This window comes from Proteinivorax tanatarense (assembly GCF_040267685.1).
Taxonomy (GTDB): domain Bacteria; phylum Bacillota; class Proteinivoracia; order Proteinivoracales; family Proteinivoracaceae; genus Proteinivorax; species Proteinivorax tanatarense.
Genome location: NZ_CP158367.1, coordinates 1,027,210 through 1,052,897, shown reverse-complemented (window position 1 = coordinate 1,052,897; position 25,688 = coordinate 1,027,210). Strand labels below are relative to the sequence as shown.

Annotated in this window: 18 protein-coding genes and 1 pseudogene; 4 read left to right on the top strand and 15 right to left on the bottom strand. The window is 34.4% G+C overall.

Features of this window, described 5'->3' with window-relative positions; translation table 11 throughout:
* Nucleotides 1-13 precede the first annotated feature (13 nt).
* The 10 genes from PRVXT_RS05140 to PRVXT_RS05095 all read right to left on the bottom strand — a co-directional run bounded on the left by PRVXT_RS05140 (nucleotide 14) and on the right by PRVXT_RS05095 (nucleotide 12,422).
* The gene (locus PRVXT_RS05140) at nucleotides 14-1,693 is read right to left on the bottom strand and encodes a hypothetical protein (protein ID WP_350344597.1); all 1,680 of its coding nucleotides are present in this window, start codon (nucleotides 1,691-1,693) and stop codon (nucleotides 14-16) included.
* 113 nt (nucleotides 1,694-1,806) lie between these two features.
* Nucleotides 1,807-2,958: an aminotransferase class V-fold PLP-dependent enzyme gene (locus PRVXT_RS05135; protein WP_350344596.1), complete on the bottom strand. Its 1,152-nt coding sequence runs from the start codon at nucleotides 2,956-2,958 to the stop codon at nucleotides 1,807-1,809.
* Nucleotides 2,959-3,024: 66 nt separating this feature from the next.
* Nucleotides 3,025-6,660, bottom strand: a complete 3,636-nt coding sequence (locus tag PRVXT_RS05130) for a hypothetical protein (RefSeq protein ID WP_350344595.1) — start codon at nucleotides 6,658-6,660, stop codon at nucleotides 3,025-3,027.
* Entirely contained in the window at nucleotides 6,653-7,558 is a 906-nt protein-coding gene (locus tag PRVXT_RS05125) for a DUF4007 family protein (protein ID WP_350344594.1), read from the bottom strand. Before PRVXT_RS05125 ends, PRVXT_RS05130 begins: the two co-directional genes overlap by 8 nt.
* A complete protein-coding gene (locus tag PRVXT_RS05120; RefSeq protein WP_350344593.1) occupies nucleotides 7,548-9,275 on the bottom strand; it encodes a phosphoadenosine phosphosulfate reductase family protein in 1,728 nt (575 codons plus the stop codon). Before PRVXT_RS05120 ends, PRVXT_RS05125 begins: the two co-directional genes overlap by 11 nt.
* A gap of 642 nt (nucleotides 9,276-9,917) precedes the next feature.
* Entirely contained in the window at nucleotides 9,918-10,004 is an 87-nt protein-coding gene (locus tag PRVXT_RS05115) for a hypothetical protein (RefSeq protein WP_350345114.1), read from the bottom strand.
* Nucleotides 9,967-10,287, bottom strand: coding sequence for a GNAT family N-acetyltransferase (locus tag PRVXT_RS05110; protein WP_350345113.1), 321 nt, complete (start codon nucleotides 10,285-10,287; stop codon nucleotides 9,967-9,969). The genes PRVXT_RS05115 and PRVXT_RS05110 overlap by 38 nt, the downstream gene beginning before the upstream one ends.
* A gap of 828 nt (nucleotides 10,288-11,115) precedes the next feature.
* On the bottom strand, nucleotides 11,116-11,280 hold the full coding sequence (locus PRVXT_RS05105) for a hypothetical protein (protein WP_350344592.1): 165 nt from the start codon (nucleotides 11,278-11,280) through the stop codon (nucleotides 11,116-11,118).
* 402 nt (nucleotides 11,281-11,682) lie between these two features.
* Complete coding sequence (locus tag PRVXT_RS05100; RefSeq protein WP_350344591.1) at nucleotides 11,683-11,916, bottom strand: glutaredoxin family protein; 234 nt, start codon at nucleotides 11,914-11,916, stop codon at nucleotides 11,683-11,685.
* 50 nt (nucleotides 11,917-11,966) lie between these two features.
* On the bottom strand, nucleotides 11,967-12,422 hold the full coding sequence (locus PRVXT_RS05095) for a GNAT family N-acetyltransferase (RefSeq protein ID WP_350344590.1): 456 nt from the start codon (nucleotides 12,420-12,422) through the stop codon (nucleotides 11,967-11,969).
* 551 nt (nucleotides 12,423-12,973) lie between these two features.
* Between PRVXT_RS05095 and PRVXT_RS05090 the strand changes: the two genes are divergently transcribed.
* Nucleotides 12,974-13,099, top strand: a complete 126-nt coding sequence (locus PRVXT_RS05090) for a hypothetical protein (protein ID WP_350344589.1) — start codon at nucleotides 12,974-12,976, stop codon at nucleotides 13,097-13,099.
* A gap of 130 nt (nucleotides 13,100-13,229) precedes the next feature.
* Here PRVXT_RS05090 and PRVXT_RS05085 read toward each other — a convergent pair whose 3' ends face one another.
* Nucleotides 13,230-14,456 (bottom strand): IS110 family transposase, encoded by a 1,227-nt coding sequence (locus tag PRVXT_RS05085; RefSeq protein ID WP_350344588.1) that lies wholly within the window; start codon nucleotides 14,454-14,456, stop codon nucleotides 13,230-13,232.
* A gap of 537 nt (nucleotides 14,457-14,993) precedes the next feature.
* Here PRVXT_RS05085 and PRVXT_RS05080 point away from each other — a divergent pair.
* Both PRVXT_RS05080 and PRVXT_RS05075 read left to right on the top strand, forming a co-directional pair.
* Nucleotides 14,994-16,172 (top strand): IS110 family transposase, encoded by a 1,179-nt coding sequence (locus tag PRVXT_RS05080; RefSeq protein WP_350345112.1) that lies wholly within the window; start codon nucleotides 14,994-14,996, stop codon nucleotides 16,170-16,172.
* 415 nt (nucleotides 16,173-16,587) lie between these two features.
* Nucleotides 16,588-17,007, top strand: a complete 420-nt coding sequence (locus tag PRVXT_RS05075; RefSeq protein WP_350344587.1) for a hypothetical protein — start codon at nucleotides 16,588-16,590, stop codon at nucleotides 17,005-17,007.
* A 139-nt stretch (nucleotides 17,008-17,146) separates the two neighbouring features.
* Here the strand turns inward: PRVXT_RS05075 and PRVXT_RS05070 are convergent, their stop codons facing one another.
* Together PRVXT_RS05070 and PRVXT_RS05065 are read right to left on the bottom strand one after the other, a co-directional pair.
* Nucleotides 17,147-18,835, bottom strand: coding sequence for a right-handed parallel beta-helix repeat-containing protein (locus PRVXT_RS05070; protein ID WP_350344586.1), 1,689 nt, complete (start codon nucleotides 18,833-18,835; stop codon nucleotides 17,147-17,149).
* Nucleotides 18,836-18,965: 130 nt separating this feature from the next.
* Nucleotides 18,966-19,694: an NAD-dependent protein deacylase gene (locus tag PRVXT_RS05065; protein ID WP_350344585.1), complete on the bottom strand. Its 729-nt coding sequence runs from the start codon at nucleotides 19,692-19,694 to the stop codon at nucleotides 18,966-18,968.
* Nucleotides 19,695-20,839: 1,145 nt separating this feature from the next.
* Between PRVXT_RS05065 and PRVXT_RS05060 the strand changes: the two are divergent.
* Nucleotides 20,840-21,508: pseudogene (locus tag PRVXT_RS05060) on the top strand (manganese catalase family protein); the annotation flags it as partial.
* Nucleotides 21,509-22,222: 714 nt separating this feature from the next.
* Here PRVXT_RS05060 and PRVXT_RS05055 read toward each other — a convergent pair.
* Both PRVXT_RS05055 and PRVXT_RS05050 read right to left on the bottom strand, forming a co-directional pair.
* Nucleotides 22,223-23,683 carry a BglG family transcription antiterminator gene (locus PRVXT_RS05055; protein WP_350344584.1) on the bottom strand — a complete coding sequence of 487 codons (1,461 nt, stop codon included), beginning with the start codon at nucleotides 23,681-23,683 and terminating at the stop codon, nucleotides 22,223-22,225.
* Nucleotides 23,684-24,187: 504 nt separating this feature from the next.
* Nucleotides 24,188-25,471: a serine dehydratase subunit alpha family protein gene (locus tag PRVXT_RS05050; protein ID WP_350344583.1), complete on the bottom strand. Its 1,284-nt coding sequence runs from the start codon at nucleotides 25,469-25,471 to the stop codon at nucleotides 24,188-24,190.
* Between the last annotated feature and the right edge of the window lie 217 nt (nucleotides 25,472-25,688).

The following is a 25,688-nucleotide window of genomic DNA, read 5'->3' as shown; positions in this document are numbered from 1 at the left end:
CCCCCTCGTTTTTTTATAATTCTATTTGGTCATCTACATAAAGACCTGTTTCTCTATCTAGTCTTAAAATGTTCAATACATATTCCTCAGGTTCACTTATTCTTAGCAAATCATTTTTAAATGTATCAATTAGAATATGAGCTTCTTCACTAAGAACATTATGAGTTCCCCCACTATTAACCCTCATTAAATATTCAAATATATACAAATTCATTTGTAATTTTACTTCCGGACTGATCTCTAACTTAAATTTCGAAGGGATAAAGTCAATATCTTCCCTGCCCTCTTGGTCTTTAATTTCTAATGTTCTTCCTCTAAATTCATCGTAAATCATTAAATTCTGACTTGTAGCAAACAAACTCTGTGATGGTTTAACAAGTCTATTTGTAAAAGAACGATTTAGACCGTTAATTAATTTGGGTCGTACAGTAACTTTTTCCCTTGGATTATTGAACAAATTCTCATATTGACCTAAGTGTTGAAAAGGCAATAGCAATCTTCGATTTATCTCAATTTCATCTATAGCCTCAAAATAAAATTTCCTCCGCAGCCTCTGTACCCAATCATCTATAAAATCATTATCGGCAACACCATTATGGTCTCTATATCGTTTTAATTTCCTTGTAAAATAGCCATAAGACATATCTAGGTCTTCATCAAAAAGTTTTTTATGGTATTTTTCAAGTTTTTCATCCCCACTGATATCACCATTAACTATAAAATCATCAACCTCTGACTGGGAGGAGACCCCAACATCAATAGTTCGTAACGCTTTAACCGCCTTCATATCTACAAATGCATTAGCTTTCACATTTTCTCCATAGAAGTTTTCATAGTATACCTTCTTAGATTGTTCAGCTAATTCTTTATACTGTGCTTCATGGATATCATTACATAACAGGCCGCCTGTTATTGTAAAACTCATGTGGATTAACAATTCCCGCATAGTAATATGAATATCTAGATAATCTAGTATGCGATATTGTTCTAAAATTCTATCTTTAATTAGATCAACAGACAACCTCTTATGATTCAAGAAAATAATGCAACTTTCAATTTTTGTACACTGACGGCAAGATTCCCAATTTTCCTCTCTATTCCAATTATTTAAAATTTCCTTAACATAGACTGATGAGGTAATATCTAAAAGGTTAATCAAATTCAGTTGTTCATTATTATTATAATGAGATTCAAACCTTAACATAATTTCCTCTCTGAGACTTTCTAACTCATCATATTTTGATATAAATTTTGTTAATTTCCCTTCATTTGCTGCAATTAAAAAATATAACTTCCTCTTTTTATCAAGCATAGATTTCTGCAACTCTTTTAGTTGATGCAAAATCACATCATCTTTTAATTCAGAAAGATCCTTTACTACTCTAAGTGTACCAAACTTGAAGTCAATATCTATAATGCCTTTTTCTGGCCAATCATTTAATTTTTTGTTACTTAGTTCATCATATACTACTCGACATAACCTAGTTTTTCCATCCCCTGCATTTCCCGTCAAGATCACATTTTGTGGGTTTTGCTTAAAATAAGAAATTAATTGGTTTTGCACTTTGGTTTTTATAGTAAAGTTATATTCGGAAAATTCTGTACCTGATGTGTATTCGTCATAGATCTTAGAATGGTTCGGAGACAGTACATTAAACTGATCTAGATAATATACAAAACTATTTTTCTCCATCAAAATCACCTCTTTATTGTTTTGGTTGTATAAGTTTTAATCATTATCCAATTAATAAATCACTAACCTTACTATCTCACCCCTTCTCCGAAAATTAGTATAACCGCAAAAATTTAAATCTCTAACAGCAGCTCTTCTAATACATTATCTAACTGCTCAATGTCAGCTAAGTTGTTAAAATAACTTAACCCTATTCTCACTGTTCCAGCAGGATCAGTTCCTAAGAATTTATGAGCCTGCGGTGCACATTGAAGTCCAGTTCTTACTGCAATTTCATTTTCGTTTAAAAAGTTGCCTATAATATCAGCAGAGTACCCTGGTATGTTAAAAGAGATGATTCCTACTTGGTTTTCTATATCATCCGGAGTGTAGAGTTTTATTTCTCTATGCTTTTTTAATGTTTCTATTGCCTTTAAGGTAAGCTTTTTTTCCTTTTTTCTTATGTTCTGTATGCCAGTTTCTTCAATAAACCTAAGTGCTGCATTAAGTCCAGATATAGCATGGATATTTATGCTCCCCACTTCAAACTTATCTGGTAATTTTTTAGGAAGTTTAGGGTTTGCGGATTCTACTCCTGTCCCTCCGTACATTAACGGTCTTAAAGCTTTACTCCGTTCCATAATAAAGCCTGAAGCCCCTAAAGGACCATATAAAGTTTTGTGTCCAGCAAAAATTAGAAAATCGACTTTATCAGCTACAAGGTCAATTTCTAACAATCCAGCTGTTTGGGCACAATCGGCGATTATTTCAGCATTATAAGCCTTAGCTAACTTTGTAATTTCTCCTATGGGCGTGATAAGTCCGCATACATTACTTGCATGGTTTAAAATCACTTTACTTGGTCTTTTTTCTTGGAACTTATACTTAATTTCTTCTAAATCATATGAAAGGCTTTCTTTATCAATCGGTATATACTCAATTTGTAAATTGTATTTTTCCTGGAGATGATTTAAGGTTCTTAAAACTCCATTGTGCTCAAAGTGTGTTATATATATTGTTTCGTCATAATTATAAGTCAGCCCCTGTAAAATTATATTTATAGCCTCAGTTGCAGAAGGAGTAAAAATCACTTCGTGTTCTGGTTTACAGTTAAATAGGGTCTTCAGCTTAATTCTTGTCTCTTGTACAAGCCTAGAAGCCTTGCTGGCTAAATTATGTTGACCACGCCCTACATTTACTCCGTATTGACGATAAAATTTATCCATTTGCTCGTATACTTTCTCCGGTTTGGGAAAAGTTGTAGCAGCGTTATCCATGTATATCATTTTTATACATACCTCCATTGTAGAAAAACCCGTAATAAAAGTCATTTCAATTACGGGTTTTAATTACTAGCACATTTTCTGTAACATCTCCATTAGGATTTGTCTCTTATCATTTTCATCTACAGCAGCACCATACTCTTCAAATATTGTGGTCAGTTCATTTAGCAAGATTTTTGCAGTGTTTGATGGCTCTTTTTTCTTTAATATCCTATCTTTTTTCTCGCCATTTTCATCAATATAAGTTAGTACATATGATTCTGTTTGTGCCGCGTCCGATTGATTAATGTTTGCTTTGTCTAGTTCATCTATATTATTTTTTAGTTCTGTTAATTTTTCTAAAAATAGCATTATTGAGTTTTCATTCCAGTCTTCTATTCTTAACCCTGTTATTATAATGCTAAGTTTTTTTATGATTTCCTTTGGGTTATTGGTTTTGGGATCTTTACTAGTTTCTAAGAGACTGTTCGCACTGTTACTTATTACATGTTTTTTAGTAAAGTCATCTAAAGCTTCATACCAATTTTTTAATGCAGAAGGTAGGCTTTCTTGCTGTAACTTCCCACCAAAAATTCTTTGAGTCTCATCAGATAAAATTTGAAGTAGGTTTTCTAAGCTACGGTCCAGCTTATTTTTAAATTCTTCCACTTCTTCAAAAACAGATTTGTAGTCTGAAGAACCTGCTACTTCAACAAAGTCGGTAAATAGCAGTTCATTGGCATTTGGATTAAATTGTTTAACCTTGTTTCGAATCTTAATAATATTTTTAGGCAGTTTGTTAAATTCTCCACTACCTAGATATTCTTGTTTATACTCTTTAGCAAACTTAGGCAGGTCAAAATACCATCTTTGAATTCCTTTAACGACATAATCAAAGCTATTATACTCTTTTTCTTCTGGTAGAACATACCCTTCAAATAATCCCTCTAGATCTTTAAGATAATTTTCTTTTTCTATACTTAAGTCCTCAAGAAATGCCTCATAAAGCTCTGGATTAGTGTTTATGCTATCAACTAGTTTGCCATCTAAAACAAGCTCCATTCCCTTTTGAGTTATAACGATATTATTTTTAAACTCATGTAAAACTACAGATAAAAATATTGGGATCAAGCCCCTTCTCAAACCGATACCATGTTTAGGCTCGGTTAATACCTCATATAGCTTTGAGAACTTAGTTTTTCCTTCCTTGGTAGTAAGAAGGAAAAATTCTCTTATCTTACTAAGAATATTTTTTATATTTGGGTCTAAGTCATCCCCATTAATATTTACGTAGCATTGACCATTACTTTCTTTGAGTATATTAGTGTTTATTAAAGTTGCTCTCATTATTGTAACATCAAGCCCATGACCTATAAGCCCTAAGCTTGGTTGTAACCTGTTTTGTAAAAGACCTTCTAATACTTTTCTTCTATAGTTTTGAGCTGTATTTGATGGCTTACTTACATTTATAAGTTCATTTGGTATAACCGGGGTTGAATGATACACTTCATAACAAATATCGGAAACAAGTTTGTTCAGCGTCGTTCTTCTTTTTATTTCTAACTGTTCACCTTTGTAAAAGTAGGAGGCTTTGTTATGCTCCGGATAAAGATAGTAACTTAAATAGGTAAATAATTGGTCTACTGTATCTTCTAAGTAAACCTCTAATTCAGCATTTAAGAGTGGGTCTTTATCCTCATAAGCATTTTTATCAATCAAATATTTTATAGCATCGTATTCTCCTAAAACTTTATCAATATCTAATTTGTCTTTGGGAGTTACAAAAACAATCCTATCGTGCTCGATATTGTTAATCATGTCTTTTGCCTTATCGATATCTGCTGAGTCTTTAGCAGTTACACAGTATAAAACCCCGTCACCATCTATAGCTTTTAGTTTTTTGTCCCAGTTTTCTACACTGCTCAGCTCCTTAGTATCAATAAACTGTATACTAAAGTACCTTCTGATTTCACGCTCTACATTGTATCGAGTAGCTAAAATAAAGTTATTGAATAGATTAATATTTAACGGGCTAGACTTGTCATAGGTATTTTTTCTAAGTTCTTTAGTATCATTTATCAACTGCTGAACGTCGATATCGGTAGCTTCGATAAATTTTAAATAGCCCTTACTTTTGACATAGTAGAGGTTTTTGCTACTTATTAGTTTCTCAATACAATCCATGACTTCTTTTTCGTCACCATAATGACTTAATGACTCAATAATAACTTTCTTAGTAGGTGGTATTTTGCGGAAATTACCAACTATATAGATTAAACATAGAGTTTTAATAATCTTCCTTTCTAATTCTGTTGATACCTTTGTCAACGAACTCTTAGCATCTCTCCAAGTTTTATAAGTATCCGACGTATAGTTCTCTTTTTTAAACAGGGGTTCAAAGTAGTCATAAATATAGTCTGGCGTTAGTGTTGTAAACCCACAGAAGTCCTTTTTTAAAAAATTGCCTAGGGTATTTTTATCGTCAGCAGATAAAAATGTGAAAATAGTTCTTTCATTTTGTGCAACTTTTTCTGAAACACTCGGCAAAAGTATCGAGGAAAGTGGATGGAGTGGGTAGCATCCTTCCACTATTGTTTTTTGCTCTTCTAAGTTTTCTCCGTTGTTAACTTCTCTTAATTTTTTATAAAGGCTTTTAAACTCTTCCTTTTTGTCGTCTTTAAATTTAGTAAAAACCTCATGATCTTTTATTATAGTATTTGACATCAATTCATACGTTTGATTATCGGCATGACTTATTTCTATAGTCTTAAATCTTTCAGCAACAGCTTTCCATGCATCTACTTTTTCTTTTGGTAATCTATCTACATAGGAACTTATACTTTTATGGGTGATTAGCAGCAACTGGAAAACCTCATCTTCTTTTCCACCCTTATTGCATTTTTCTGCTAAGTCTTGTAAAAACTTTATTTCAGAAGCTGAATTTCTATCAATACTTCCTTCTAAGTATTTACTAAACTCGTCATACACAATAAATAGCCCTTTATAACCTATTGGCTTTATTTGCTGCAATACATCTTCGTATAGTTCTACAATATCTAAGTCTTGAAGTGGGTTAAACTCACTACCAGATGTTATTTTAGGGTATACGTCTAAAAACTGTTGATAATATTCATGACTGTAATTTTCTAACCCTTTTATAAACTTCTCAGAGTCCATTTCAGTTAATTCAGTAAACCTCTTTAACGTTTCAGGATACTCTGTTGACCATTTACGTATCATAGCAACTGCTGCATTGAAGTAAGTCTCCGGCATAATATCCTCTATACCTTCATTATCAAGAGAGTTTTTTATAGCCTGCAAAAAAGACTGCTTAATGTTTATGTTGCTACCAGATACAATAACCGGTAACATCTTTTTATTATCTGCCATCTCTTCCAAAGCTGCTTTGTAAAGCTTAGGACTGTGCTCTTTCATTTTCTCCAAAAAGTTTGGGTATACGTTTTTGTTTTTATAATAAAAAAAAGCTAGTAACATTAACACTAGGTGTGATTTCCCTTTTCCATATGGCCCGGTTAACAACTTTGCTCTTCCATTTGATTTTCCTTTATTCATGCTTAATAGAAAGTCTTCAAAAATTTCATAGGTGCTACTAGTTGGTATATAACTTTTAACTTTATCTCTGCTGTTAAAGTCATATTTTAGGTTTATAGAATATTGAAAGTTAGGTGATACTTTTATAAACTTTGATAAATCTATTTTATGCATGCTCTCCCCTCAATCCTGTGTTTAAGTCATTATAATATTGTTCTATTAAGGTAAGATACTTATAATCGTTTGGTAGATTAACAACATCTAACCCTGCGGTCCTGTTTATAGTTATATAACCTAGCTGTTTTAGTTCATCTAGCAAAGCATTAAGAGTATTGATGTTTAAACTAAATACTTTACCTAGATTATTACAGGAGGTTAATATTTCATTTATACTCACTTCTTTTCTACCATCAAGATTTTTTACTAAAATAGCTAAAGCAATTTTGGGCGGAATATTTGAGACTTTAGGGGTTTTTTTGATGTAAACCCTTTCCTTGCGGTCTTTCAATCCAACTAAATCTAGTTGGCCAAAGGGGCAATCTAGTGTATCCTCAGGAGATATTTTATCAGGATGCATAACCCGCCTTGGCACATAAAAGTTTACGAGACAACTAAAATCTGAATCTAGCGAGCTTTTAGCAACCTTTGTTTCTGTCTCAAATTTAACATAACTTTGTAAACTATTAACAAAATCCTCTTTGTTAAACTCTTTAATATTAAAATGATTAAAGAACCAGTTCCAAGTAGGAGCTAATTGGTTATTGGAAACTAATTCATAATGAAGTATCCAATAAGTTCCTAATTCCTCAATATACTTGTCTTTATCCCAGATAATTTCCCCTAAATCCGTCAGCTTCTGTACAGTCTTTCTTTTTACTTGTTTCTCCTGGGTTAATCCTACTGCCTGTAACCAATATCTTAGGGATTTAACCATGTTATTACCCATCCCTAACACATCTGTAGGTTTAGGATCCTTGCTTAAAAAAATATCCTCTTTTTTTTCTATTTGCTTTAGGCCTTTAAATAGCCAACCTTGCCTTATATGAAATGTTTCGTGACCTCTAAACTTCATTCTTTTCCCCCTCGTTAGCTGAAAATAAGTATTTAGACATTAAACAGCCACCACGTAAATATTTATCGGTTATACACATTCCGCATTTTACACATTTATTTTCATCTATTTTATAACCTAATTCATTTACCGTTATAGCTCTAAACTTGCAAACTGATTCACAGCCTAAACACTTTCTACAGGCATTATATTTTCGTAGTTGATAAGATATTTTTCTTTGCAGTTCTTCATGGTTTTTTACGTTCATCGTTTGTATCTTTACTAAGTTATCAGATGTATTATTTTTGTAAGGTTGTATAGAAATAATCGGCACATTGTTTTTATCCAAAATTAAAACTTCTTTAAGTAATTTTCTACCTAAACCCTTAGAAACCCTGCCAAATGGTACAAAAAGGTTATAAAACTGTTCTTCCTCTAATGGTCTAAACAGCTCATATATCTGGGCATTTTCGTCAGCAGTACAAGCAGAATTATTAATTTTTACATCCTTAGCTGCAGCTACTCCGTAACCACCCTGCCTAGCTTTCCAGTTTCCACTATCTACATACTCTTCTGCATCAGGCTTTCCAATCGCCTTCGCAAAGCCAATTAAAAAATCTCTCCATTTTTTAGATTCATCAGGCATATACAATTTAGCTAAAAAGTGAGAGCGTTCGCTATTGTTAGGGCAGCACCAGCATCCCACCCTGTCAAAACCTAATCTATAGGCATCGTTAAAGTCAACATCTTCACCAAGTAAATATAACCATATATCTATATCTTTCCAGTTAAAAATTGGAGAAGCGACCTTTTGCTTCATAATTTTTGGGCTGTCATAAATTCTGTCATACTTACTTCTACTAGCAGATTCAGACTTTCTTATGCCGTAAAAGGTGAGGACATTGCTCCTTCTAGCCATGCTGTTTACTGTCCTTGTAATTGGACCTGTTTTAAACATAGTACAGCACCACCTCATAACTCTACTTGGTGGCCCTATTTCATGACAAGCTTCATAAAAATCTTTTTCTCTATTTTTAGCCTCGCGCATTACGGTCATTGGATTTTCTTTTCGAAACCTATCTTTATATTCGATGGTAAGTGGAAACTCAAGGGTTGTATTTCCAAATATATGATATACCTGTGGATTTCCTAAAGCTTTAATCACTAAGTCAGAAACTACTGTTGAATCTTTTCCACCTGAGAAAGATACTATAAGTTGTTGGTCTGTGTAGCCTTTTCTAGCTTCATTGATAAATTGATATGCTTCTGTTTTTAATTTTTCTAACCTTTCTTTATTAGCCTGTATAAATTTACTTTTGTATTGATTAAATATTTCAACACTATTATCTATTTTGTGCTTTTGAAGGAGATCTCTTAGTTTTTGTGGGTCAGATTTCTTCATATCTGTAGAAGATAAACTTTTAGATTTTCCATTTATATAATACATCGCGTTGTTACACCATACAGAATCGTTTATTAGGTCTCCCGGTTTATATTTCATTAACTCAAAAAGCAGCCTTTCTTGTGGAAAGACTGGCCTAAGATCCTTACTTAAGTATTTTGTTTTTCCTTTACATAACGGGCACACTTCTTTAACCTTTGAGTTTAGCTCCCTTATAACTGGAACATTACACTCAGGGCAAAAATACACCTCTACAGGTATATCATCCTGCGTTTTCATATTACAATCAGGGCAAGTATCTGTAGCTACCTCTTTATCGCAGTTTACACACCACATAGATATGCCTCCTTAAAAATATGTATTATTAAATAATTATAACATAAAATAACTTCTTGTAACGGTTCAATTATTAAACTATAGTCATTAAAAAGTGATTAAAAAAAGCAACTTATCGTGTCAAGTTTTTCTAAAAACAACTATGCAACGTAGTTACTGTCCTGCTAAGAGAATCTCTTCCCTATGGCTAACATAACACTTAATTAAGTCAGTAACTGTAAGAAATTACTCACCTATGCGCTGAGTGTTTTTATACTTCATCCATGTGTAATTCATGGTAGTCATTTTTGACATGCATCAAATACCCAGAATAGAAGTACTTATACCCGCAACACAGAAAAACTCCAGTACCGAAATTAAAGGTTGGTTTGAGTGTTAGGCCCATTTCCTGATTGTTTCATAGGTCCTGCGCCCTTATGGGCTAGATCCTTCGGCAAAGCTCAGGATGACTTCAAAAAGTAAGACCGCACTAGCTGCTTAGAATTGTTTAAGATCGATACACAAAAAAATCCAAAACGCCAGCGTATAAGTAACGCGTGGGAGTCTTGGATTTTTAAATGTTTTAGATCCGGGCGTGGAACACTCACAAATTACTGCTGTCTGCTTAAGTGGTGAGTGTCCCACAACAACGAAGATAGGCGCTTATAAGCTGTCTGGCCTACTTTTAAACCACTTAATAATCTCCTCCGACTCATATAACGGCTTTCCGTCTATTAGTAGCATTGGCACTTGGACTTTTCCGCAGATCTGCTATTTCTTTTAGTTTTAGACCAGCCTTTTCGCAGGTTCTTCTTGAGGGCCAGTTGCCAGGGTTGCATGTTATTATCATTTTATTCATTCCATGGGAAGTGGCTACCTGTTTTAAAATTTTGTCAAGCTTTTGAAGCGTAGCTGTGCCTCTATAGGCTTCATCTATTCCATAACCTATATGGCCGCCATAATATATGTTTTCGTTGTAGCCAATGCGGATATCAATATTGCCTATAGGGTCATTTGAATTTTGTAAGGTTATGTTGTATGTGTAAAGATGTTAGAAGTCGGTACCATTTTGGTTTTCATGTACGCAGGCAATAAATTACCTGCTACGTTCTTGGTGGTGATTAAATGAGATTGACCTCTCCTATTTTCTCCGGGGAATTAATTCCCCTCTACACGGCAAGAGACAACTTATAGTAGGTGGATAAGAATGAAGCCCGCTTCCACCTGCTGAGGGTTTGCCATTTTGCTGGCAGGGCGTATTAGTCATCTGCGTCTTTTCTCCCTGTGAGTAAGCCTTTGGCGTTGAGCTATCTCTCATTAACATCAGAGACATGGATATGTCGTCTCATAAGCCGAAGGTGTCGGGCATGTGGAGAAACAGCAGAGGAATATCTTAGCCCATAAGTAAAATGGCAAACTCGAATCTACCCTAGCAAATATTTTAAAATGATACACTTACTTCCTATGGTATCTAGTTGGATAGAAGATAGTGGGATTGTTGGAAAGTAAAGTGTTATTTAGGTTGTCTATTATCTGTTAATTAGAGTGTTGGAAGTTTGAGTCATCTGGGATTCCCTGCCCGCAGGCAATGAATTACCGTTTGAGTAGTGGGAGGTGTGAGGTTGGAAGTTGTAGTCATTTGGGTTTCCATGTCCGCAGGCAATAAATTGCCTGCTACGTTGTTTTGGTGCAAAAGTGATGAGATTTGACTTGCCTCCTATTTTATACCGGGGAATGAATTCCCCTCTACTTTTTTTTACATGTTGGATAGGAAAGGACTTTTCTTCTTAATTAATTGCATCTTCTAGCCTTGTTGTATTGATGTCGTCAAAATCTGGTAGCTTTATGTCTATATCTTTGTTTAGTCCCAGTATTTGATAGTCATGTTGTTTTCTAATTTGACAGAATCACCTAGCAATTCCATTTCATAATATATTTTCTCTTCTTGCTTTATTATCTGATTTACGTTATTTACATATGTTATTATAGAGATTTTATAAGAATCCTTGTTTATTTGATTTAGCATTTCTTCGTTTACATCGGTCTTACTTTCAATAGCTCATCTAGCTCTAAAGTAACTGTTACTTTTGTTATTTGCTGCTAGGATCTTCCCTAACCGTTTTGTGGGTCCTGCGCCCTTGTGGGCTAGATCCTTCGGCAAGCTCAGGATGACTTCAAAAAATATACCCTATATATAGGCTACTTAGATTTACTCAGATTCTAGGCACAAAAATTCAAGACTCCCAGCGTATAAGTAACACGCGGGAGTCTTGTTTTTTCTAATCAGTTTTTATAATTCGCTCATACTACTTAGAAGTGCTATAATTCTTAACTTAGACACTCAGAATCCCGAATCGTAACTTTTAATACGTTAGGAGATTCTGGTGTTAGATTATAACGAAGAAGGTGCTTATATGCAGTCTGCCCTCTAACTATTCTCTTTAAGCCAATCAATAATATCATTAGACTCATATAATGGTTTTTCATCGATAAGAAGCATTGGCACTTGAACTTTACCACCTTGCTCTATGAGCTCTTCTTTGCTCTTAGGGTCTTCCTTTATGTCTGCCACTTCTATAGATATATTGTTTTCCTTCATATACCTTTCTACTTTTTGGCAAAAAGGGCATGTTTTCATTATAAACAGTTTTAATTCCTTCATTTAGTATCACCTCCATTAAATTATTTTTGTTTGAAACAAATTTTACTTTTTTATTCTTTTAAATTCCACTCAAATATACATTTTTGCTTTTCTCCTCTTTGATACATCTCGTTATCTTTAGGCAAATCTGCTATTTCTTTTAGTTTCAGACCAATTTTTTCGCATGTTCTTTTAGATGGGAAGTTGTCAGGATTACATGTTATTATCAGCTTATTCATGCCATGAGAAAGAGCTACCCTTTTTATTATTTTGCACGCTTTTGCAGCATAGCTATTACCTCTATAAGCTTCATCGATTTCGTAGCCTATATTGCCTCCATAATATATATTCTCGTTGTATCCAATGCGAATATCAATATTACCTATGGGGTCGCTGCAATTATGTAAAGTAATGCTGTATTTATATGCAGGCAGAAATTCCCTTTCCTTATTAGCTGGTATTTTTTCCTGAATTATTAAATCAATTTCACCATCTGTCAAATAATCTAGGTCCTTAAATTCAAACATGTTATACCCCCTTTTGTGTTTTTTTATTCTATTGGCGATTACAAAACTCTACAACACCTAGAATAAATGGGTTTTTATTTCCAAAATTCCGAACTGCTTAGTTGAATGACTTTGACCCTCCTGCGAAGTGAGCAGTTACGAAACTTAAATTGTTTTGCAACTTCCTATATAATTTAATTCTAGGTTAAATTTTAGTTTCCTTTTTTTACTAGATAAACTTTAAATTGATTTTTAAAACTAGAAATTATTGTTTAAGGTTTAATCATCAAAAAGCTATAAACAAACTTACTTTAGCGCTATTACTTCACACTATAATCTAGTTTTTATATATTGACATGGTGCTTAAATAAGCTAGACTTAAAGTAAGCTTAATAGAGGCTTTTCTCGTTATTTGTTAAATAGTTCTCTTATTTTTAGCTAAGCTGAGGTAACAATAAAAGGAGCATTCCTGTTATTAATTAAATTTAAGCTTTGCATAAAAAGAAACCTCACAGTAAAATGAAATTATCACTGATCAGTGTAATAAAATCATTTTATTGGAGGTCCTACTAATGAATTTTAACCAAAATAACAAAATTAATCAAGTAAAAGAAGAAACAATTGTCATAGGTATTGATATAGCTAGTGAAATACACTATGCTAGAGCTTTTGACTGGAGAGGGATAGACTTGTGGTAATAAGTCAAGTTATCTAGCAAAATGTTTTTAATAAAATATGTAGTGAAACTTCTAAAAAAGGCGCACTTAACTAAGCCTAAGGTATCTTAGGCTATAAACAAAGGATTACGCATCGAATATTATTCGATATTTATGCACTCCTTTCTGGTGCATAAAATTGGTGATTGCGTAGCAGCGCATCCACCATGCGCACAAATTTTCTTGCGGTAAGGACGAGTGCTCTTTTATGTTGATTCTTAGGTACTTCTTCATACTTTCTAAGATAATACTCTCTATAGACAGGTTCATTTCGCATCACTGAATTGGCAGCTTCAATCAAGTAATATCGAAGGTAACGATTGCCTGTCTTTGTGATATTTGTTCTTTCGGATTCAAAATCACCAGACTGCTTTCTTTTCCAATGTAAGCCAGCATACTTTGCTACCTTTGCTTCATTTTCAAAGCGTTCAATTTGACCTAATTCTGCGATTATACCGGCGGCATAAACTGGGCCAACACCAGGTATGCTAAGTAAAGACTTAGATTCAGGTATTGTTTTAAATAAACGCCCGATTGCTTTATCAAGCTCTTTGATTTGTTTTTTCAGGGTTTTAATCATCATAGCATATGAAGCTAAAACAACATCTACTGAATCCTGCATCATGTCACCAAGGCGGTAAGAGTCTTTAATAGCTTTAGAAATTGATTTTGCAAGCTTTTCTGGGTCACTAAACCGACCTTTGCCTTTTTGTTGAAGAACTTCCACTAAATCTTCTAAAGACAAATCAGCGATTTCATCAAGAGTGATAGAGTCAGTTAGTAAATCCATCATAGTTGCACCAAAAATAGATGTATCAACTTCTTTGGTGAGGGTATTACATTTGTAATAGAGGTTTTCTATAAAGTGTTGTTTCATCTCAGCTAGCTGTCCAACTAGCTGGTAACGTGACCGAGTCAACCGTTGCAATGCCATATATTTTTCTTCTTTGATCAAGGAAACGTTAAAACGGTCAAAGCGGAGAAAGTCTGCGATACGGTATGCATCTACTGTATCCGTCTTATCTTCATCAAACATCTTTTTAAACTTAGAGATTTGTTTTGGGTTTATGACAGCGACCTCTATTTCCAGTGCTTTTAAATCAGAGTCTTCCGCTAAAAAAGTAGCAGGATGAAAGCTGTAAATAGAGGTGGCCTCCATACCAACGATAATACGGTCATAGTTTATGTGCTCATCAAATTGGATAATATATTCTTTGATTTTTTTAGCACCAACCAAACTATTAGGTAGAGAAACTTCAAGTAAAACCTCATCTTCGCTGTTAAGCAAACAAGTGTCAAGCTTTTGAGAACTAACATCAATACCAACAAATAAATTCATGGATAGGACCTCCTTTCGTTTTTATTTGGAACGGCTTGGATACTGAACCCTATCCCTAGTTACTAACAGTCTGGCAACAGACTCGCATATAAGTATTCGAAACTTGCCATTCATAAGCTGCTCCGAAGCCGCTACATTTCGGTATGTCAGGCAAGAGATACAGCTTGTGAGTTTGCAGTACAACTATTAGCTGGGAGACAGTCTATCCTAGCAGTCTTGCTGCAGTTGGACTTAGCCTTAATCCAGATAGATCCTTCCATACTACTATTATCTAGGAGATAGGGCTCAATATCCAAGTTGATTAAGCTTTTTCAATTTTTTATGCAACCCGCATTTATTCCACGGTCCTGTTGACATGGGGCCCCTGCACCCTCTGGACTCCCATTTTTAAGCGGAAGTTGGTATTATAACACTTTTTTGGCTTCCGCCATCAAGATTTTACCAGAGGGTGCTACCCCACGTAAACAGGCTTTCGCGGCATAAACGCTCACTGTTTTCTCAGAAGTTATTTGCTACTAGTTTTTCTATCTAAAACTTATTATACGAGAACTGGATAAGGTATTTAAATTTTACAACAGTGAAGAAGGATTTTACAGATTCTACTCTTGGTTAGAAAAGATTAAAGATAGAACAAACAAGACAGACATTATAGTTGGTGCTGAACCTACTGGCCATTATTGGTTTAGCCTTGGTGAAAGTCTTAAAAAAAACAAAATTAAACTAGTTTTAGTTAATCCGTTTCATGTAAAAAGAAGCAAAGAGCTTGATGATAACCATCCATCAAAGACAGATGCTAAGGATCCTAAAACAATAGCTAAACTAGTGATAGAAGGAAGATTTAATGAGCCATATATGCCTGAAGGGGTATATGCAGAACTACGAACTGCAACAGTAAATAGAATTCGCATTACCAAAGAGCTAAGTATGATTAAAAATAGGATCGAACGCTGGATAAAGTGTTGTTTTCCAGAATACAGCAAAGTATTTAAAGCTTTTGATGGCGTAGCAAGTCTAATAATATTAGAAACTAGTCCTTTACCAAAAGATTTAGTAGAACTTGGGGCAGAGGGTATTAACCAGTTATGGCGCCAACGTAAAATAAGAGCTATTGGGATAAAGAGAGCCACGAGCTTGTATAATGCAGCTAAAAGTAGTATAGGCGTCACACAAGGCCTTGAAGCAGCTAGGTTTGAACTAAAGATGTTATTAGAGGACTATCATAATAAATCTAAGCAATATGAGATTATATTAGAGATGATAGAAAGGTTGTGTGCAGAAATACCAGGTGTTGATAAAATACTTGAGATTAAAGGGATAGGCCTAGTTACGATATCCAGCTTCCTAGGGGAAGTGGGTGATATAAGGCGCTTTGACTCACCTAAACAGATACAAAAACTAGCTGGCCTTGCACTTAAAGAAAGTAGCTCAGGTAAACATAAAGGGCAAACAACAATCAGTAAGCGTGGCAGGAAACGGTTAAGGGCCATATTGTTTCAGGCCACCATGCCACTAGTAGGTAAGAATAAAGAATTTGGCTCTATTCATCACTACTACACAACCAGAGTGCACAATCCACTGAAGAAAAAACAATCGATAATAGCAATATGCTGTAAACTGATAAGGGTCTTGTTTGCCATACTGACGAAAAATGAAGAGTATAGTGCACAACGCCTTATTGCTGACATAAAAAGACCTAGCATTCAGCTAGCAGCTTAGTTACTTTGTACCATACCTTGAATTAGGACAGCGTCCGTTAGAAATAATGCCTAGTTGAAGTTAATTTCCTTACAACAATAAAGAAGCAGCAGGTAGTCAATAATTCTTCCATTAGAGCATGACTCGGCAAAGGAGCATACAGACACCCATACATGGATAAGCGGAACGAAGGAATTTAGGGCATGACCCTGTTAGACATGGGAGGTTTGCTACCATGGATGAAGTGGGTATATACCGCTGAAATAAAGTGAATTATAATGACGCTTTGTTTGCTATACCCCAAAATAGGACTAAAACCTGATTCTGAAGACTTTTATCTAGTGGTGTTTCTTTAAAAGTAAAGAATTAAAATTGAAAAACTATGGAAAAAAGAGTAAATGCAAGAAAAAATAAGATTATATAGGGAGGAATATGTGTGACTCAAAGGCATTGGATAGGTTTATTAATTATTTTATTAGTATTCGCTACAGTTTTTGCTTTTTATCAAGGACGAGATTTAAGTTATGAAAGAAAGCTACAGAAGTTGGTTAATGGAAAAGAAGTCCAAAAAATAACAATTGCTGACTCTGGCGGGGCTGAAATAGCTGTAATAGATGATTTAGAGGAAATAGAAAATTTTGTTCAACCCTATGAAGAAATGAATCTAATTAAACATGAAGGAACTTATGTCCCAAGGGATGATTATACTTTAACCTTTCATACTGAAAAAGAAAAGTATCCAATCATAGTTGGGGAATTAACCTTTAGTAGATTGCCAGGAGCGCCAACTTATTTAGTAAATAATGATAATATAATTTATGAAGAAATACAAACTATAATTAACGACATCCAATAAAGGTAAACTTTTTGTGATAAAACTTTGCTCCCTTTATAATATACAGTTTTAAAAAAACTGTATATTATAAAGGGAGCATTATTTAATGGTTGATAAGAATAAGCGGCAACTATTTTTATAGCTGGGATTTCATTTAATTTTAGAAAGATATATAAACTGGAAAATTAAGTTTTCCCTTTACAGTACATGTTCCGTAAACTTTTTTTACATTAACAGCATCTTTGTAATTAAGTTTTGAACCTTTTAATTCTTTTGCTTGAGTTACTCTGCTGTTAAAAGGCCTTTTATCAGGAACTTTCATACATTCTGATGGTATAGAGCTATATCCATAACTAGGAATGAGTAATTGTACTTTAGCAAATAAAGTTACAATTATTAAAGTGCAAACTGATACTTCTAGTTCTCCTTTAGACAGAGCTTTAGCAGAACACCTGCCTTGGCTAACAATTGCCCCCTTGTAATGCTCCGAGTAAGGTGTATCAAACAACACCTTTCTCTTAAGAGTCTGGTTAAAGCTAATCCAAACTTCTTGCTGCGGATAACTTAACAATATTTTCCCAGATATATTGATTGACAAAACTACTAAGGTTTTCTCATCTTTATGAGGTCTAATTTTATAATCTTGTAAGATAATCTGCTCTACTATACATTCTTGTACCTCTGGAGGAGCACTTGGTGAAGTTAGCCAGGGAATAAAATTCACTCGGTCACTAACTCTATCGCCCATTCCACCGGGATTCTCTTCTGGGTGTAATGGTCCTGTTCCATCTCCCCACCAATTTTCTGTAGCATCGACTAAGGCTAATTCAGTCCCATTAAAAACACCCCATTCATTATTACCTTCAATGTCATTGGAATTAACGGTAGGGTTTGAGTTTCCAGGAGAATCAAAAAAATCATTGCTATTATAGACTCCCGCTCTATTATTATCGGATATTATATTAGATAAAAGTGTAGGTTCTAAAGGAAATAAGTCTGGAGGTGTAAAACCACCTGCCCCTTGGGTAAATAGAAAAATTCCATCTTCCTGATTGTTTTTAACTATATTGTTCAAAACTAAAATTTCTTTAGGAATAGGTCCTTCTGTGGGAACCCACCCCCATAAAATACCCGTTGTGTTATTTTCTATTAGTTTATTACCAGAAATATTTTCTGCTAATGCTTGGATTATCACAATTCCACCCTGCTCACTCCCCCCGATACCATTTTGGTATATATAGTTATTTACTATCTGGGTATTCCTTTGATTCCAAGCAAGGTTAATTCCTACCAGTCTATTTTCTTTAATTGTATTGTTTTCTATTCTTAACCCCTCGTCACTTCCCTGGCTATATATGCCTTCCATAAAATTATTGTTAATTTGATTCTTTACAATACTACATTTACCATGTGGATTTAACATGATACCGGTGCGATTAAATCCAGTTACAGTTCCGTTATTATTTATTTGGTTATTTCTTATTTTCATAGAAGCAAAGTGGTTTGTGATGATTCCTGCATTACTATTTAGTCTAATTGTATTATTCTCAATTAAAACACCAGAGATATTAGTAAAATCTCCACTTCCTACGCGTATCCCATGTATAGGACTATTTTGTATAGTAAGTCTTTTGATGGTTACATCGCTGGCCAAAATTATTACTAAAGGTTCGTCAGAAAGCCCAGAACCATCGATAATCGCTTGACCAACATGAGGACCTTGCAACGTTAAAGGTTTATCTATTGTTATTCTTTCATTATAAGTATCAGCAGGAATGTCAAGAGTAGCACCAGGATCTGCAGCATCAATTGCTTGCTGAATTGTACTGAAGTTTATTGAAGGACTCATATTATTCAACTCCCCTATATTACTTAATTTATAGTATGAATAAAATAAGTCCAGGTTACATTCCATATCTGTATGATTAGGCATATTCGTATAGCTTTCCCATCTAGGCCTTACAGTAAAAATTTATACCCTAGCTATCTAGCACTTTTTTGAAAACATCTCCTATCCCTTTGTTAATACACAAAAAAGCTTTCCAATCATATTGAGTGTGATGCTTGTTTATCACTACAAGCTTATTTCCTTGGTAATACTCGATTAAGTGAGCTGCTGGATAAACTGTCAAGGATGTTCCCCCTACTATTAGCATGTCTGCTTTGGATATATATGTGATAGCTTTTTCTATTATATCCATATTAAGGCTTTCTTCGTACAACGTAACATCTGGCTTGATTATACCTTGACAGCTTTGGCACTCAGGAGTTGCTCTTGCTTTTATTATATAGTCCAAGCTATGGTATTTATCACATTTTAAGCAATGATTTCTATATATGGATCCGTGGAGCTCTAGAACATTTTTACTTCCAGCCTTTTGGTGAAGGGCATCTACATTTTGAGTGATTACTGCCTTTAGTTTACCTTGTTGTTCTAGTTTAGCTAGAGTCTGGTGAGCGGGGTTTGGTTTAGCATCTCTATGGATTATTTTGTCTTTGTAAAACTTATAAAATATATCTGGGTGTTTTGTGAAAAATGAATAGCTTAATATTTCTTCAGGAGAATATCCAAATCCTGAATCACTATTGTGGATGCCTTGAGCCGATCTAAAATCAGGGATGCCACTTTCGGTGGAAACACCAGCCCCCCCAAAGAAGACGATATTGTTACTTTCTTTTATGAGTTTTTTTAGTTTTTGTAGTTTCATTGTTTGTCTCCTTCCTTTGTATTTTTGAATAAAAAATAGTTGGGTAGTTATGGTAGCCATAAGTGTAGCTTTTTGATGTTGTAGTGGTGCAAGTCTGCGTGCGGCAACTTTTTTAATAGGTTTTACCCTGTATCAACTAGGCTAACATGTTTGTTCTAATGGATTCACTTTTTTAACCTTGCGTAGGTTTAATGTAGTTACTGATAAAATGAGATAAGTTATTTCATTATCTATCGGTATAGGGAGATTTAAGGCTATATATATGCCATGATAGCTAGATGAAGTTGGTGTCATTTGGGAGTTTCATATCCGCAGGCAATGAATTACCTGCTACGATGTATAAGGGAATTCAGCTTCATTATTTGACCCCCTGTTAGTAGTTACTAATATAAGAACCAAAATAGCTAATTTCAATTGCAACACTCCTTTATAATTTGTTTGCCAACAATATTTGCTAACCGTTATCTGGCATGGGACTGATTTCGCCATGGTAAACATTGCGAAATGAGCTACATGATGGGTAGCGTCCCGTAAATGTGGGAAAAACTCTGCTTCGGTTTCACCTTCTAGGGATATGTTATAATGTTTTTAATTTTTTATCAATATTCGATTTTAAAAGTTATAAATTGGATTAGTCGCGGTAGCCATCTTAGGCCTTGGCCGGCACAGAGGCGCGGCCACTACTATTTTTGAGGGAAACATTTTTACTTTCTACTTTCTACTTTCTGCTTATTTGCGTTGAGGGTTTGTCATTTCTGACGGCGTGTATTTGGTGAAGCCATCTTTGCCCTTGGCCGGCACAGAGGCGCGGCCACTACTATTTTTGAGGGAAACATTTCTGCTTTCTACTTTCTACTTTCTGCTTATTTGCGTTGAGGGTTTGTCATTTCTGACGGCGTGTATTTGGTGAAGCCATCTTTGCCCTTGGCCGGCACAGAGGCGCGGCCACTACTATTTTTGAGGGTAACATTTCTGCTTTCTGCTTTCTGCTTTCTGCTTTCTGCTTTCTGCTTTCATTTCATTTCATTTCATTTCATTTCATTTCATTTTTTTCAAACAAAAGGAAATTTTAATTTTATTAGTTTTGCTTAAAACTGCAAACAATATTAAGGAGAAAACTTAAAATTAAAAGGAGGTTTTCTTCTTTGTTTAAACATGAAAAACACATGTTAAATAATTTTGAAGTAAAAGTGGAAAAGCCAAACCCAACTTACGCTGCTATGATGCTTGAGCAGCTTGGTGGAGGACAAGGTGAGCTAAAAGCTGCTATGCAGTATATCAGTCAAAGTTTTAGAATTAAAGATCCTGAAATTAAGGATTTGTTTTTGGATATTGGTGCTGAAGAGTTAAGTCATATGGAAATGGTTGCAGAAACTATCAACCTTTTAAACGGCGACAAACCCGATGTTAATCAAGTAAGTGCAGGTTCTATTGAAGCTCATACTATGACAGGGCTGGCTCCTCAGTTAACCAACGCTTCTGGTTTCCCTTGGACTGCTGGTTATGTAAATGTTACCGGAGACTTACCGGCGGATCTTTTATCTAATATAGCAGCTGAGCAGAGGGCTAAGGTTGTTTATGAGATGCTTTATCGTCAAATTGACGACAAGCATGTCAAAAACACCATCGACTTCCTTCTTAACCGTGAAGAAGCTCATAACGCTCTGTTTAGACAGGCATTCCAGAAGGTTCAAGAAACTGGTTCTAATATGGACTTTGGTGTAGATGAGCAAGCTAGGCTTTACTTTGACTTATCAACTCCAGGTAAATACTTTGAAACTGGGCATCCTGAACATCCAAGTTTTCAGGAACCTGCTCATGCTATGGAACAGCAAGGGCAGACTCAACAAGGTTCTCAGATTTTCCAAGAAGGTCAGCATACCCAGCATGGCAATTTAATGCAACAGCAACAGGGCCAGCAACAAAATCAGCAAAGTCAACAGCAGAATAGCCAACAACAAGGTTCTGGTCAAACTCAAGATAAACAGATGAACAGCGTTCAACAAGATGGGCATATGAAGAGTAATCAAGATCAAAAGAATAAAATGGGGTAATAAAAAAGTCGGCGATTTCGCCGACTTTTTTAGTTGGATAGAAGATGGTGGATGGTTGGATAGGAAGTTATTTTTTGAGGGTATTTGTTGTCTTTGGCCGACACGGTGTTCGGCCACTACCTCTTTGAGGGAAAGGTTTTTATCTATTACTTCTTGTGTTTCTTTAAATGATTTTTTATTTTGGGTTGGAAGTCTTGCTTGAGTGGGTATTTGTTGCCTTGGCCGACACGGTGTTCGGCCACTACCTCTTTGAGGGAAAGGTTTTTATCTATTACTTCTTGTGTTTCTTTAAATGATTTTTAATTTTGGGTTGGAAGTCTTATTGGTATATCTACACTGTGGTCGGCCACTACTTTTTTGAGGTAGTTGTATTTTTTCTTTTACTTTTACTTATGTTGTTGTCTATGATTACGCTTTAATATTATCAGCTTTGGTTTTAAGGCTTTCTTATATTTTCTTGTAGCTGCATAATTCTTAGCTTAGGAGTTTCTCCATTATTTGCTTTTTTAGTTTGTCTTCATCGTGGACTGTAGCATTTTCCTTAATTATATCCATTAAAGTTTCTATATTGAAGTTAGTGTTTAATGCAAACCTCGATAATTCCTCCATCAGCAATTCAAGGTCATCATCTGTGAGTATTGGATTAACTACTATAACATTATCATGTTTAGTCATCGGAATAGTAGATATAATACGATGACATTGCTCTGCATAATGGCTTACTTCTTTTGGAGAAACCGAAGCTACTACATCTACAAAGGGAAAATTGTCTTTTATTTGGTACTCTAATGCTTTAGAAATAGCTGACCCTTGATTACCTACTATCAAAACCTTTTGTTTTTTCGATTGCTGATCTCTTTGCTGCTTTTTTAGATGATATCCAAAATATGTGCTTATGTAGGCAATTTCTTCCTCTCTGATTCCTTCTAATTCGGGAAATACTTTTGTATCTGTTATAATTGCTTCTGTTAGGTTATAAGTTTCTTTATACTTGTTTTTAATTTCTAGCAACAACGGGTTATAAACTGGGATTTGATATTTAATTCTGTTAAAAGAGTACAAAAAGTGTCTTTCTAATATCTGTTCAAATTGCTCTTTGTTTTTTATCTTTATATTTGCTCTAAACTCAAAATGTGTAGTTATCTTTTTTACCAGCCTATTTATTTGACTAGGATCACCTTGAGGCTTTAGACTAGATAGAGAGCAAATATAAATAGTTAAAAAAGCCCTATCTTTTGAGTTCAAATTAGTGGTAGTTAAATTTTGTATGTCTTTGTAATAACTTTTAACCTTTGCCTCTTCCTCAAACTTATATTTTTCTAATTCTGAGTTAATTGAAATTCGATATTCTAATAAATTTAACACTTGAAGCAGCTGGTATTTTGACGGATCTGTAAGCTGCAAATCATGTCTTTGGTCAAATTCTTTGATGCGGTTATTTTCTAATCTTCCATTAAAATCCTCTGCACTAATTATGTGAATAAAAAGCTCTCTAATCTTTAGTTCATCACCACGAATTAAGTACCTTCCTTCATAGGCCAAGCTCAGTTTTTGATGATGTAGTTCATTTTTCAAGTCTGTAAGGGTTTGAACAACCAAGTTTTTACTTACTGCCATAAAACTAGCCGCATTTTCTATAGTCAGATCTTCTCCTAGTATTATTTTTTTTAGTATGTAATTTCTCCTTGACTGATAGTCTAAAAAATCTTTATCTTCATTGCTTAAAATCTCCTCTAATTTTGTTGAATCACCTATAAATTTAAACTTCCCTTCCACTCTTTTAATTTCTCCTGCCCTTTGAATATCCCTATTAATGTTGCTAATACTGTAATATAATGTTCTTCTTGAAATCTCAAATAGCTTTAGCATTTCATAAAGGCCAGCGCTGCCATTATCTATAATAAAATTAAGTATACTTTTATCTCGTTCTTTCAAAACAAAACCTCTCCTTTCCTTTATTTGCCCACCCTTGCCGTTAACCTTTTTAGGAATTATAACATTAAAATTGTTTTTTGTCTTTGTTTAAGAGGAGTTTAGTTTATATTTTCCAATATAATAATAAAAAAATACAACTTTTATGTATTTAAAGAACAATTTCTATACTGTTATTCATCAATATAGATAAAGTGAAATATTTTAAAAGTTCTTCCTAAAGGAAAAGTAAACTATATAAAACCTGATTACAGTTTTATATAAACAATCACTCCACAATTGCATTGTAGAATGTCGCTCTGTACCAAAGGCGAAGAGTTTTGGGTGGTTGCTTACTGAGACATTTTTGTTTAGGAGGTTAAAATCGACCAATGACCTCTGTAAATTTACCAGTCTGTCCTTCTATTTTTTGTGTTTTTTAAGGTTGAAAGAAAAATAAAAGTAAATATAAAAAATCTAAAGTCACAACAAGACTTTAGATTTTTTATGTCAATAATGGTTAAAACTTTATTTCGGTAACATAGCTGCTATAATAGTAGCGTCAGCGCCTTCCATCCCCTTGTTTGCTAAATCCCGCAAATTTCTAATTGTTTGTTCTGGAGTTTTTCCTACTATTCCGTTACCTGCTGGTATTATTTGATCCTTACTTGCTAAAAGAGCTGATTTTACAGCTATTGTAGCTGAAGTGGATAGTTTAAGAGCACAACCCACCTTCGCCCCATCGCAAATCATACCACATATATCTCCAAGAATATTTTGTATTGTTCCTTCTATCTGTTTAATAGTCCCATCCATCAACCAAGTTATTGCTGCACCTGCTCCAAGACCTGCTGCTACCCCACAGCCGCATATTGGTGACAGTCGACCGATGTAATGTTTTACATAGCTATTTAAAATATGGCTTATGGCCAATGCTTTAGCTAATTTTTCCTCTGTAACATCAATTTTTTCTTGGTAGGCCACAATTGGCAAGATAGCTGTTAATCCATTATTTCCACTTCCATTACTTGTCATAACAGGCAGGGTAACACCAGACATGCGAGCATCAGAAGCGGCAGCTGTTAGCCTTTCAGCATGAGCAATAACATCATCACTTAACATACCATCTTTAAGGTATGAGTTTAAGGTATATCCAACTCCCATGCCACATTTATTTTTCAAACCATATGCAGCTACTTTTTTATTCATAGAAATCCCTTCTAATAGAAATTGAATCTCACTTAGCTGTACACTTTCAATAGCAGTTATAATATTGCTTATTTTTTCATTGTAAATACAATCTTTTTTACTTATTTTATTCTCATTTTGAGACAACCGCTCTTTTAAAGTATTTCCGTTCTGCTCTAAATAAACAAAATTGTCATGAGCCCCTTGAATTATAGCTGTTGAACTGGCGCATTTTGAAGACAACTCTACCTTAACATATACTTTTTCATCGATATCTTCGATAGCTATTTTTATATTGTTATTTTTCAAAAATTCTTTTGCTCTAACGACATCTTTATTTTTCACTGTGTTTAGCAGCGCTAAGCTGTGGGAACTTTTACATGCTACCAATCCTAAAGCTGCGGCTATGTTAAGTCCCACTTCCCCAGTATGAGGCACCCCAACTGCTAATCCATTTTTATAAACATTAGGACTTAATTTAATACTAACTTTTTCTATAAGGTTACTATCTAAAAGCTCTCGTGCTTTTGCACAAGCCAATGCAACTGCCACTGGCTCTGTACATCCAGTTACCGGTGCCACTTCCCTTTTAAGTTTATCTATTATATTTTGCTGTAAATTCATAGTTTCCCCTCCAAAAAACATGTTACTTAAAGGTATAGCAATTTTTAGGCCAACTGTAAAAAGCCCTTTATAATAGGGTTTATTCAAACCATTAAAATCCTAGTGATTATTTTTATGGTTCTAATGTCTCAATATGAGATTTTTTGTTAAATATGTCTCAATTTAAGACTGTTTATGCTACGGCGCAAGTTAAAGAGTGATTCTGCTTTAAATATGC